Below are 11,958 nucleotides of genomic sequence, written 5' to 3'. Positions count from 1 at the left end.
GCAGATCGTTACCAGACGTAAGTCAGCAGGTTCTGCGAGTTTGGCACCATAAAGTCAACTGACATCATCACGGAAAGCGCGGTAATGGCGATGATGGAGAAACCGAACAGCTTGCGCGCCCAGACCCTGTCATCTTCCACTTTATAACCGCGCAGCGCCATGCCCAACCACCAGACGCTCACCGCCGCAGCAACAATCAGGTATTTATAACCAGCATAGCCGCCCAGGGTTAGCATCAGCGTGGCGATAGCAAACGCCACGATGTACAGCGTGATATGGTTCTTCGCGACCGAAATACCTTTCACCACCGGCAGTACCGGGATGTTGGCTGCCTGATAATCCTTAAAGCGGAAAATCGCAATCGCGTAAGAGTGCGGCATCTGCCACAGACTGAAAATAGCCAGCAGAATCAGCGCACCGCTATCGAACTCACCTGTTACGGCGCAGTAGCCAATCACCGGCGGCGCAGCGCCGGAGAGTGAGCCAATCAGCGTGCCATAAACGGAATGGCGCTTCATGTACAGGCTATAGACGCCCACATAGACCACGAAGCCCATTACCCCCAGCCAGCAGGCCAGAGGGTTCGCGCCAAACCACAGCAGCATAAAGCCAGCAATACCCAGCAGGGTGGCGTATACCAGCGAGACCGCAGGGGAAATCAGACCTTTAACCAGCACACGGTTTTTGGTCCTCTCCATCTTCCTGTCGATATCCCTGTCGATGTAGTTGTTAAATACACAACCCGACGCCACAACCAGTGACACCCCAACCAACGTGTAGATAAACAGGGGATAATCAATGCTGCCTTTCGAGGCCAGCAGGAATCCCCCAATCACCGAGATCAGGTTGCCAAAGATGATGCCTGGTTTTGTTACTTGCAGGTATTGCTTAAACATCATAATCGCCGCTCTTAGTGCATCATCATGTTGTAGTTAAGGTTCCACATAATCCAGATGGAGCCCACAACCAGGATGGCGATGATTAGCACAGTAAAGACAAAGGCTGTCATGTTCCAACCTTCATCAGATTTGCTATTCATGTGCAGGAAGCACACCAGGTGCACCAGAATCTGTACCACTGCCATTGCCAGAATAGTTCCCAGAATGACGGCAGGAGAGGCAGAACCTGTCATGACCATCCAGAACGGAATAACCGTCAGGATTATCGACAGGATAAAACCTGTCATGTAGGTTTTTACGCTGCCATGGGATGCGCCGCCGCTCTCGTTAGAATGACTCATTACATCGCCCCCATCAGATAAACAACAGTGAACACACAGATCCACACCACATCCAGGAAGTGCCAGAACAGGCTCAGGCACATGATGCGGGTACGGTTAGTACTGGTCAGGCCGCGACGAGCAACTTGCACCATCAGCACCGCCATCCAGATAAGACCGGAGGTGACGTGCAGACCGTGCGTGCCGACCAGCGCGAAGAACGCAGACAGGAAGCCGCTGCGATCCGGGCCCATACCGTTAACAATCAGGTGATGGAATTCATAGAGTTCCATCCCGATGAATCCGGCACCGAACAAGAAGGTCAACGCCAGCCAGGAGATAACCTGGCTCTTGTTGTTCTTGTACATGGCGATCGCCGCCATGCCGTAAGTAATAGAGCTGAATAACAGCAGGAATGTTTCAACCAGAACGAACGGCAGTTCAAAAATGTCCTTACCTGTTGGGCCACCTGCTGTGCCGTTCACCAGAACGGCATAGGTTGCAAACAGAATAGAGAACAGAATGCAGTCGCTCATCAGGTAGACCCAGAATCCGAAGATCTTGGTCTGGCCTGCATCGTGGTGCCCGTGTTCGTGCGCGTGGGCAGTCGCGTGCGTTAAAGTATCAGTTGCCATTTTTCAGCCCTGCCTTAGTAATCTCATCGAAATGCTGGTTTTCCAGTTTTTCGACTTCCGGGACCGGCACGTAGTAATCCACGTCTTCATCAAAGCTTTTCACAATCCAGCTGATGATCATGCCTGCGAAGCTTGCAATCGCCAGCCACCAGATATGCCAGATCATGGCGAAACCAAACAGTGTTGCGAAGGCGGTAATGACGATACCGGCACCGCTGTTTTTCGGCATATGAATTTCTTCATAGTGCGCAGGCTGCTTGTACGCTTCACCTTTTTCTTTCATTTCCCAGAAGGCATCACGCTCATGAACGTGCGGCACAACGGCAAAGTTGTAGAACGGAGGCGGGGAAGAGGTTGCCCACTCCAGCGTACGACCACCCCATGGGTCACCGGTCAGGTCGCGGTTCTGCTCGCGGTCGCGAATAGAAACGAAGATCTGAATCAGCTGGCACAGGATACCCAATGCAATCAGCGCGGCACCGCAGGCGGCAACGACCAGCATCGGATGGAACTGCGGGTCAATCTGCTGGCTGAGGCGACGGGTCATCCCCATAAAGCCCAGCACATACAGCGGCATAAACGCCACGAAGAAGCCGATGATCCAGAACCAGAATGCGCGTTTACCCCAGGTTTCGTTCAGCGTGAAGCCAAACGCTTTTGGCCACCAGTAGGTCATACCTGCGAAGCATCCAAATACGACGCCGCCGATGATAACGTTATGGAAGTGCGCAATCAGGAACAGACTGTTGTGCAGCACGAAGTCCGCACCCGGAACCGCCAACAGTACGCCGGTCATGCCGCCGACTGAGAAGGTAACGATAAAGCCAATCGTCCACAGCATCGCTGAGTGGAATACGATACGACCCTGGTACATGGTGAACAGCCAGTTGAAGATCTTCACCCCGGTCGGGATGGCGATAATCATGGTGGTAATACCGAAGAAGGCGTTAACGTTAGCGCCTGCACCCATGGTGAAGAAGTGGTGCAGCCAAACAACGAACGATAGAACGGTGATACACACGGTTGCCCACACCAGTGAGGTGTAACCAAACAGACGTTTACGTGAGAAGGTTGCAGCGATTTCGGAGAACACACCGAAGACCGGCAGAACCAGAATGTACACTTCCGGATGGCCCCAGGCCCAAATCAGGTTGATGTACATCATCATGTTGCCGCCCATATCGTTGGTAAAGAAATGGGTGCCCAGATAGCGATCCAGGGTCAGCAACGCGACGGTAACCGTCAGGATTGGGAAAGACGCGATAATCAGGATGTTCGCACACAGCGATGCCCAGCTAAATACCGGCATCTTGAACATGGTCATTCCTGGCGCACGCATCTTAATGATGGTCACAAAGAAGTTGATCCCGGTTAGGGTTGTACCAATACCGGACAACTGGACTGCCCATATCCAATAATCGACCCCGACGCTTGGACTGTACTCTATTCCCGAGAGTGGCGGGTACGCCAGCCAACCGGTCTGTGCGAATTCACCCACGCCCAGAGACAGGTTAACCAGGATTACGCCGACAACGGTGAACCAGAAGCTCAGGTTGTTCAGGAACGGGAATGCAACGTCACGTGCGCCGATCTGCAGCGGAACCACCAGGTTCATCAGACCGATAACAAATGGCATTGCCACGAAGAAGATCATAATCACGCCGTGAGCCGTGAAGATCTGGTCGTAGTGGTGAGGTGGCAGGAAGCCCGCTTCACCTGCAGAAGCCAGCGCTTGCTGACTACGCATCATGATGGCGTCGGCAAAGCCACGAATCAACATGACGATTGCGACAATGACATACATGATGCCAAGGCGTTTGTGGTCAACCGAAGTTAGCCACTCTTTCCACAGGTAGGTCCACTTACCGAAGTAAGTGATTAGGCCCAGTAAGGCCGCACCACCGATGATAATGGCAGCGATCGTAACCATGACAATTGGTTCATGGAACGGCACTGCATCCAGCGTCAATTTTCCGAACATCGTATTCTTCCTCGGCCCCTTAGTGAGCGGATTCCGCGTGGCTCATGTCCATGCCTTCCATTCCTTCGTGTGCGCTGTGCTCACCTTCGGGTTGGGTCATGTCCATGCTCTTACCGTGAGCCATAAATTTGTTAATAACGTCTTTAAACAAATCTGGTTTCACGTTGGAGAAGTATTCCACCTGGTTGTATTCGCTTGGCACAGCCACTTTTTCGAACGCAGCCATGTCGCTCATGGTGTTCGTGGACTGTTTAGCTTTAGCAACCCATTGGTCGAATTCGGCGCGGTCCTTTGTTGCGATAGCCTTGAACTTCATACCGGAGAAGCCTGGTCCGCTATAGCTTGCGGAGATACCATCATAAGTACCGACTTCGTTGGCGATCAGATGCAGTCGAGTCTGCATACCGGCCATGGCATAAATCTGGCTACCCAGACGCGGGATAAAGAAGGAGTTCATCACGGAGTTGGACGTCACTTTGAACTCAACCGGAGTATTCGCCGGGAAGGCGATTTCATTCACGGTAGCGATACCTTGTTCCGGATAGATGAAGAACCATTTCCAGTCCATGGAAACCACTTCAATGGTAATGGGCTTCTCGTCATGCGCCAGCGGTTTGCTTGGCTCAAGAGCGTGAGTGGTTTTCCAGGTCAGTACGGCAAGGAAAATGATGATTAAGATCGGCACCGTCCAGACCACAGCTTCCACTTTATTGGAGTGTGACCAGTTCGGGCTGTACTTCGCATCTTTATTGCTTGCACGATACTTCCAGGCGAAACCAACAGCCATCAAGATGGCAGGAATAACGACAATCAACATCAGGCCAAATGCCGTCAGTATCAGAGAACGTTGTTCCAGTCCAATCTGTCCTTTAGGGTCAAGCAGCGCAGAATTACAGCCACTGAGTAATGCAGTGCCTGCAATTAATGACAACCATCCCAAACTTTTATTGTATTTCCTGAGTCTCATTTAACGACCTCAATTCCACGGGACCGGGTGGCGTTTAAAGTGTGAGGGCATTTTACGGGAAGGTTACATTACTGTAAACATCCTTGGATCTGTGTTACTGGGTTCTGCCGGGCATGTCACATATGTTGCAATATATGTCGTTTTGACTTTAAGAACCTGTTGCAACATCACGTTATAACGAAAGCGGGCAAGCGGGAGACGTGCTGAGGGCAATTGGTATAACCAATACGAAAATAAAACAATTGTTTAACAATTGATTATCAATAAAAAGACAATTGAAGAACAAAAAATAAATCTGTAGTGGCTGAATCGAGTAAGGGAAATAGTATATATAAAAGGCGTCAATAATTTCCAAATTCTTTGGCGCACAAAATAACAAATAATATTTTTAGTAATTGTTGTTTATTTAGCCGTTATAATTACGCAGGGTGATTACAACGGCGATATTAATGTGGATTTTTACGCCAGGCGGGTTTTGCGCAGTGCCAGATAATCCAGCAATCCACCAAAAACGACCCCGCAGACCGCGACCACCACCGAGATTTCCAGCAGTTCCGGCAGGAAGGAGAAGTTGGTGTAATCCAGCGCGTTCATGGTTAACAGCAGCAGCCAAACCACCAGCAGCCCGCAGCCCGCAACCAACGTCATTAATGCCAGGCTGTACGCGCCACGAAATTCCGTGCGCGGAATGAAGCTCTCATTTTGCCAGCTATGTTCCAGAGTCTGACGACAAACCAGCAGCAGTATGAGGCCGGGGATAGCGGCAAACACAGAGAACAAATAAAACGTTGGCCACCCGTGCGCTTCAACAAACCAACCTGCTACCGGGCCAACGTAAACGCGACCAACGGCTGAAAGCGCGGAGAGCAGAGCGAACTGGGTCGCTGAGAAGGACTTATTGCACAGCGTCATTAATAAGGCGACAAACGCTGCCGTACCCATGCCACCACACAGGTTTTCAAAGAAGACGGCGGCGGCCATACTGAACATGTGTTTGTCAGTGATGGACAATAACCAGTAGCCCGCATTCGACGCCCCCTGCAGGATGCCGAAAATCAGCAATGCGCGAAACAGCGAAAGGCGTTGCATCAGGATCCCGCCGTACAGCGCGCCAACGATGGTTGCCAGCAGTCCGAGCGTTTTATTCACCACGCCAACTTCACCCGCATCAAATCCGACGCCGCGGATTAAAAAGGTTGTAGTCAGGCTCATGGCAAAGGCATCCCCGAGCTTATACAGAACGATAAGCAGCAGAATTAGCCAGGCGTTGTTACGACCAAAGAAGTCGCGCAGCGGGGCCACAACCGCTTGCTCCAGCGTTTTGGGCACCGGAATGGCATCAGTCGGTTCGGGCGCTAGCAGGGTAGCGATGATGCAAGGTATCAGCAGCGCCGCCATCAGCCAGTACATTCCTTGCCAGCCCAGCCAGCGGTCGGCCATCCACAGAGCCAGCCCACCGGAAACCAGCATCCCTAAACGATAGCCCAGCACGCTGATAGCCGCGCCGGTACCGCGTTCTTCGGCGGGTAGCACGTCGGTTTTCCATGCGTCAAAGACGATATCCTGCGATGCCGAGCAAAATGCGATCACCACCGCAAGCGCGGCCATCCAGCGTAGCTGCGTGCCAGGCTCCAGAAAGCCCATCGCGGCAATAGAAATCAGTAACAACACCTGAGTTGCCAGCAACCAACCACGGCGTCGACCTAAAAACGGCGGCGTGTAGCGGTCCATTAGCGGAGACCAGAGGAACTTAAACACGTAGGCCTGGCCGACCAGAGAAAAGAAACCGATGGTTTTAAGATCGATATTCTCGACTGTCATCCATGCCTGAAGCGTACCCGAGGTCAGTGCGAGTGGTAAACCGGAGGCGAATCCCAGTATGAGCAGGATAGCTGAACGTGGTTGCTGAAAAATACGTAAGTAATGACTGGACATGGGCTTCTATAGGCCCGACGAACGCCGGGCCATATGGGCAGAAATTAACGAGCGTTCTGCTTGATGAAATCGTGAACGCTGGTGTCCTGAGACATATCAGCGATGGTATCGGTCAGCACGCTGTTAACGGCGTCAGCGATATTTTTGTTAGAGGCCTGCAGTGCGCCTTCAACAGAATAGCTTGCGCGGTAGTTTTTGGTCATCTTGTTGCCGTTAGCAGCGGTCGCAATGATGGCGATGTCTGCCTTGGTGGCGATGTTATAGCGCACGCTACCCTGGGACACGTCTGCATACAGCTGGCTAACAATGATTTGCAGGTTAACAGCACCGTTTGGCCCAATCATATAACCGCGTGCGGTCATCTGTTTTTCCAGTACTTCTTGCAGCAGGAAGCGCAGATCGCGGGACGCGGTCAGGGTAACAAGCTGGTTGTCACGGGTAACTTTAGCCAGCGCCTGATCCTGACGCTGGTCGGCACCGTTGATGCTAACGGTCACACCCATCAGGCTCGGGTCCTGCTGTGGCAGGGTAATTTTCGGGGAAACTTCAATAGTGGTCGGCGGCGTTGCGCATCCAGCTAACATAAACAGCGCGACAAACGGGACGAGGATTTTTTTAAACATGCCAGGGCTCTCAGCGAATCTAAATTGTATGGTTGGAGAAAATTCCCGCCATCATAACATCGCCAACGATGAGGGGAAGTGGGTAACGCATGTAAATTCATTGTGTTGTCAGTTTTATGTCTTTGTGGAGACCATAAACGGACTTTTTGCAATAAATCGAAGTGAGGATTTAGTGAACTTCATCCATTTGGCTGAGAAAATCAGACAAACGCTAATTTTTTGTTGCTAAGGTGTAATGAAAGCGGTAAAAGCGGCTAGTATTTAAAGGGATGGGTGACATCTCAGCGTTGTCGGAGGAAAAACTTCATGATGATTCGTGAGCAAATAGAAGAAAAATTAAGGGCAGCGTTCCAACCCGTGTTCCTCGAAGTTGTGGATGAAAGCTATCGTCACAATGTCCCGGCAGGTTCTGAAAGCCACTTTAAGGTTGTGCTGGTTAGCGATCGCTTTACAGGTGAGCGTTTTCTGAATCGTCATCGGATGATTTACAGCACCTTAACGGTGGAGCTTTCCACAACCGTTCATGCACTTGCCCTGCATACCTACACCATTAAGGAGTGGGAAGCGTTGCAGGATACGATTTTTGCATCGCCTCCGTGTCGTGGGGCGGGAAGCATCGCGTAAAAACGGATTTGCAACAACCGACGCTTTTCCAGTATGTTGCTACAGATTATGTGAAAACGGCCTGCGGGCCGTTTTGTTTTGTCTGAATTCTGGGGCAGTCGTACAGTATTCAGACAAAAATTAGCCGGGAATTGTGAAAAAAGCCGCAGCAACGCGCGATAACCGTTCTCGACTCATAAAAGTGATGCCGCTATAATGCGCGTCTTATTTTTCGGAATGTCTTCGGGATGATTCTGACGACAGGGAATGTGATTGCTTATGAGAACATCCCAGTTCCGCGAAGCCAACAACCTGTGCTTGCGGAGAAGAGTTGACCGAGCACTGTGATTTTTTGAGGTAACAAGATGCAAGTTTCAGTTGAAACCACTCAAGGCCTTGGCCGCCGTGTAACGATTACTATCGCTGCTGACAGCATCGAGACCGCTGTGAAAAGCGAGCTGGTCAACGTAGCGAAGAAAGTGCGTATTGACGGTTTCCGCAAAGGAAAAGTACCGATGAATGTTGTTGCTCAGCGTTATGGCGCGTCTGTTCGCCAGGACGTTCTGGGCGACCTGATGAGCCGCAACTTCGTTGACGCGATCATCAAAGAAAAAATCAATCCGGCTGGCGCACCGAACTACGTTCCGGGCGAATACAAACTGGGTGAAGATTTTACTTACGCGGTAGAGTTCGAAGTTTACCCGGAAGTTGAGCTGACTGGCCTGGAAGCAATCGAAGTTGAAAAACCGGTTGTTGAAGTCACCGACGCTGACGTTGACGTGATGCTGGACACCCTGCGTAAGCAGCAGGCTACCTGGAAAGACAAAGAAGGCGCTGCTGATGCAGAAGACCGTGTAACCATCGACTTCACCGGCTCTGTAGACGGCGAAGAGTTCGAAGGCGGCAAAGCGTCTGACTTCGTACTGGCGATGGGCCAGGGTCGTATGATCCCAGGCTTTGAAGAAGGCGTTAAAGGCCACAAAGCTGGCGAAGAGTTCACTATCGATGTGACCTTCCCGGAAGAGTACCACGCTGAAAACCTGAAAGGTAAAGCCGCTAAGTTCGTTATCAACCTGAAGAAAGTTGAAGAGCGCGAACTGCCGGAACTAACTGAAGAATTCATCAAACGTTTCGGCGTTGAAGATGGTTCCGTAGCGGGTCTGCGCGCTGAAGTACGTAAAAACATGGAACGCGAGCTGAAAGGCGCTGTGCGTAACCGCGTTAAGTCTCAGGCGATCGAAGGTCTGGTAAAAGCTAACGACATCGACGTTCCGGCTGCTCTGATCGACAGCGAAATCGACGTTCTGCGTCGTCAGGCTGCACAGCGTTTTGGCGGCAACGAAAAACAAGCTCTGGAACTGCCGCGTGAACTGTTCGAAGAACAGGCTAAGCGTCGCGTAGTTGTAGGTCTGCTGCTGGGCGAAGTGATTCGTACCAACGAGCTGAAAGCTGACGAAGATCGCGTTAAAGGCCTGATCGAAGAGATGGCTTCTGCTTACGAAGATCCGAAAGAAGTTGTTGAGTTCTACAGCAAAAATAAAGAGCTGATGGACAACATGCGTAACGTCGCTCTGGAAGAGCAGGCTGTTGAAGCCGTTCTGGCGAAAGCGAAAGTGACTGAAAAAGCCACTTCCTTCAACGAGCTGATGAACCAGCAGGCGTAATTCGTCGCTTATTTAGCACGAATTTCGTACGCAAGCCCGTCACCTTTTGGTGGCGGGTTTTTTTTTGTCACGGATTTTGCATGGGAAGAGTGCGAAAACAGCGTTTCAGTGTTAGCGTTACAACAAAAGATTGTTATGCTTGAATTATGGCGATGTCGTACCCATTACAGAGGGACTAGCTGATAATCCGTCCATAAGGTTACAATCAGCACAGCAGGTTTTTTCAAATTTTATCCAGGAGACGGAAATGTCATACAGCGGCGAACGAGATAACTTTGCACCCCATATGGCGCTGGTGCCGATGGTCATTGAACAGACCTCACGTGGTGAGCGCTCTTTTGATATCTATTCTCGTCTACTTAAGGAACGCGTCATTTTTCTGACCGGCCAGGTCGAAGACCATATGGCTAACCTGATCGTGGCGCAGATGCTGTTCCTGGAAGCAGAAAACCCAGAAAAAGATATCTACCTGTACATCAACTCCCCTGGTGGAGTGATCACTGCCGGGATGTCTATCTATGACACCATGCAGTTTATTAAGCCGGACGTCAGCACCATTTGTATGGGCCAGGCGGCCTCAATGGGCGCGTTCCTGCTGACTGCCGGGGCGAAAGGTAAACGTTTTTGCCTGCCTAACTCTCGCGTCATGATCCACCAGCCTCTGGGCGGTTACCAGGGCCAGGCAACGGATATTGAAATTCATGCCCGTGAAATCCTGAAGGTAAAAGGGCGCATGAACGAACTTATGGCGCATCATACGGGTCAATCTCTTGAGCAGATTGAACGTGATACCGAGCGCGATCGCTTCCTCTCCGCTTCTGAAGCGGTAGAGTACGGTCTGGTCGACTCGATTTTGACCCATCGTAATTAATGCCCAGCGCGCAGGTGTACCGCTATAATTACCTGGAGCGGCACAACGCTGACTAGCGTCTTGCGCCTGAGAATGGCATTTGCGTCGTCGTGTGCGGCACAAAGAACAAAGAAGAGGTTTTGACCCATGACAGATAAACGCAAAGATGGCTCGGGCAAATTGTTGTACTGCTCTTTTTGCGGCAAAAGCCAGCATGAAGTGCGTAAGCTGATTGCCGGACCATCCGTGTATATCTGCGACGAATGTGTTGATTTATGTAACGACATCATTCGCGAAGAGATTAAGGAAGTAGCACCGCACCGTGAACGCAGTGCGCTGCCGACGCCGCATGAAATTCGCAACCACCTGGACGATTACGTTATCGGTCAGGAGCAGGCGAAGAAAGTGCTGGCGGTCGCGGTATACAACCATTACAAACGTCTGCGCAACGGCGACACCAGCAATGGCGTCGAGTTGGGCAAAAGTAACATCCTGCTGATTGGCCCAACGGGTTCCGGTAAAACGCTGCTGGCTGAAACGCTGGCACGCCTGCTGGACGTTCCGTTCACTATGGCCGATGCCACCACGCTGACCGAAGCTGGTTATGTGGGTGAAGATGTTGAAAATATTATTCAGAAACTGCTGCAGAAGTGCGATTACGACGTGCAGAAAGCACAGCGCGGGATCGTCTATATCGATGAAATCGACAAGATTTCTCGTAAGTCTGACAACCCGTCCATTACCCGTGACGTTTCCGGCGAAGGCGTACAGCAGGCGCTGTTGAAACTGATCGAAGGTACGGTTGCTGCCGTTCCACCGCAGGGGGGGCGTAAACATCCTCAGCAGGAATTCCTGCAGGTTGATACCTCCAAGATCCTGTTTATCTGCGGCGGTGCCTTTGCCGGTCTGGATAAAGTCATTGCTAACCGTGTTGAAACGGGCTCCGGCATTGGTTTTGGCGCAACGGTAAAAGCGCAGTCTGATAAAGCCAGCGAAGGTGAACTGCTGTCGCAGGTGGAGCCGGAAGATCTGATCAAATTTGGTCTGATCCCTGAGTTCATCGGGCGTCTGCCGGTTGTAGCGACGCTGAGCGAACTGAGTGAAGAAGCGCTGATCCAGATCCTGAAAGAGCCGAAAAACGCCCTGACCAAGCAGTACCAGGCGCTGTTCAATCTTGAAGGTGTTGATCTGGAATTCCGTGAGGAAGCGCTGGATGCGATCGCCAAAAAAGCGATGGCACGTAAAACCGGTGCTCGTGGTCTGCGTTCTATCGTCGAAGCCGCACTGCTTGACACCATGTACGATCTGCCTTCTATGGAAGACGTCGAAAAAGTGGTGATCGATGAGTCGGTGATTGGCGGCCAGAGCAAGCCATTGCTGATTTACGGTAAGCCGGAAGCGCAGCAGGCATCTGGCGAATAATTCATCAATTCATACAGACATTTAATTAATAAGGGGGGATTTTATCTCCCCTTTTATTT

General features: G+C 51.2%; 11 protein-coding genes. 4 read left to right on the top strand and 7 right to left on the bottom strand.

The window, feature by feature from the left end:
* Positions 1-8: 8 nt before the first annotated feature.
* From cyoE to HV352_RS17910, 7 genes are all read right to left on the bottom strand, one after another.
* The gene (gene cyoE, locus HV352_RS17940; RefSeq protein ID WP_003831005.1) at positions 9-899 is read right to left on the bottom strand and encodes a heme o synthase; all 891 of its coding nucleotides are present in this window, start codon (positions 897-899) and stop codon (positions 9-11) included.
* Between the two features lie 11 nt (positions 900-910).
* The gene (locus HV352_RS17935) at positions 911-1,240 is read right to left on the bottom strand and encodes a cytochrome o ubiquinol oxidase subunit IV (RefSeq protein ID WP_003831006.1); all 330 of its coding nucleotides are present in this window, start codon (positions 1,238-1,240) and stop codon (positions 911-913) included.
* Positions 1,240-1,854: a cytochrome o ubiquinol oxidase subunit III gene (locus HV352_RS17930; protein WP_003831007.1), complete on the bottom strand. Its 615-nt coding sequence runs from the start codon at positions 1,852-1,854 to the stop codon at positions 1,240-1,242. The genes HV352_RS17935 and HV352_RS17930 overlap by 1 nt, the downstream gene beginning before the upstream one ends.
* Positions 1,844-3,835, bottom strand: a complete 1,992-nt coding sequence (gene cyoB / locus HV352_RS17925; protein WP_003831008.1) for a cytochrome o ubiquinol oxidase subunit I — start codon at positions 3,833-3,835, stop codon at positions 1,844-1,846. Before cyoB ends, HV352_RS17930 begins: the two co-directional genes overlap by 11 nt.
* Before the next feature lie 19 nt (positions 3,836-3,854).
* Positions 3,855-4,802, bottom strand: coding sequence for a cytochrome o ubiquinol oxidase subunit II (gene cyoA / locus HV352_RS17920; RefSeq protein ID WP_003847580.1), 948 nt, complete (start codon positions 4,800-4,802; stop codon positions 3,855-3,857).
* Between the two features lie 459 nt (positions 4,803-5,261).
* Positions 5,262-6,737, bottom strand: coding sequence for a muropeptide MFS transporter AmpG (ampG, locus tag HV352_RS17915; protein WP_016155863.1), 1,476 nt, complete (start codon positions 6,735-6,737; stop codon positions 5,262-5,264).
* 44 nt (positions 6,738-6,781) lie between these two features.
* Positions 6,782-7,360: a lipoprotein gene (locus HV352_RS17910; protein WP_016152050.1), complete on the bottom strand. Its 579-nt coding sequence runs from the start codon at positions 7,358-7,360 to the stop codon at positions 6,782-6,784.
* A 306-nt stretch (positions 7,361-7,666) separates the two neighbouring features.
* Here HV352_RS17910 and bolA point away from each other — a divergent pair, with 306 nt between their 5' ends.
* The 4 genes from bolA (at position 7,667) to clpX (ending at position 11,899) form a co-directional block, all read left to right on the top strand.
* Positions 7,667-7,984 (top strand): transcriptional regulator BolA, encoded by a 318-nt coding sequence (bolA, locus tag HV352_RS17905; protein WP_016152051.1) that lies wholly within the window; start codon positions 7,667-7,669, stop codon positions 7,982-7,984.
* 344 nt (positions 7,985-8,328) lie between these two features.
* Entirely contained in the window at positions 8,329-9,627 is a 1,299-nt protein-coding gene (gene tig, locus HV352_RS17900; RefSeq protein ID WP_181634945.1) for a trigger factor, read from the top strand.
* Positions 9,628-9,874: 247 nt separating this feature from the next.
* Positions 9,875-10,498 carry an ATP-dependent Clp endopeptidase proteolytic subunit ClpP gene (clpP, locus tag HV352_RS17895; RefSeq protein ID WP_003021624.1) on the top strand — a complete coding sequence of 208 codons (624 nt, stop codon included), beginning with the start codon at positions 9,875-9,877 and terminating at the stop codon, positions 10,496-10,498.
* Between the two features lie 126 nt (positions 10,499-10,624).
* A complete protein-coding gene (clpX, locus tag HV352_RS17890) occupies positions 10,625-11,899 on the top strand; it encodes an ATP-dependent protease ATP-binding subunit ClpX (RefSeq protein ID WP_003831013.1) in 1,275 nt (424 codons plus the stop codon).
* Positions 11,900-11,958: the final 59 nt, after the last annotated feature.

It is taken from the genome of Citrobacter sp. RHBSTW-01044, assembly GCF_013781945.1.
Classification (GTDB): Bacteria; Pseudomonadota; Gammaproteobacteria; order Enterobacterales; family Enterobacteriaceae; genus Citrobacter; species Citrobacter braakii.
Note: the sequence above shows the minus strand (reverse complement) of the source record. Positions and strands in the feature narration are given on the sequence as shown.

Coding starts and splice junctions, on each gene's coding strand:
- cyoE (WP_003831005.1), bottom strand. CDS start 899: ATGATGTTTAAGCAATACCTGCAAGTAACAAAACCAGGCATCATCTTT.
- HV352_RS17935 (WP_003831006.1), bottom strand. CDS start 1,240: ATGAGTCATTCTAACGAGAGCGGCGGCGCATCCCATGGCAGCGTAAAA.
- HV352_RS17930 (WP_003831007.1), bottom strand. CDS start 1,854: ATGGCAACTGATACTTTAACGCACGCGACTGCCCACGCGCACGAACAC.
- cyoB (WP_003831008.1), bottom strand. CDS start 3,835: ATGTTCGGAAAATTGACGCTGGATGCAGTGCCGTTCCATGAACCAATT.
- cyoA (WP_003847580.1), bottom strand. CDS start 4,802: ATGAGACTCAGGAAATACAATAAAAGTTTGGGATGGTTGTCATTAATT.
- ampG (WP_016155863.1), bottom strand. CDS start 6,737: ATGTCCAGTCATTACTTACGTATTTTTCAGCAACCACGTTCAGCTATC.
- HV352_RS17910 (WP_016152050.1), bottom strand. CDS start 7,360: ATGTTTAAAAAAATCCTCGTCCCGTTTGTCGCGCTGTTTATGTTAGCT.
- bolA (WP_016152051.1), top strand. CDS start 7,667: ATGATGATTCGTGAGCAAATAGAAGAAAAATTAAGGGCAGCGTTCCAA.
- tig (WP_181634945.1), top strand. CDS start 8,329: ATGCAAGTTTCAGTTGAAACCACTCAAGGCCTTGGCCGCCGTGTAACG.
- clpP (WP_003021624.1), top strand. CDS start 9,875: ATGTCATACAGCGGCGAACGAGATAACTTTGCACCCCATATGGCGCTG.
- clpX (WP_003831013.1), top strand. CDS start 10,625: ATGACAGATAAACGCAAAGATGGCTCGGGCAAATTGTTGTACTGCTCT.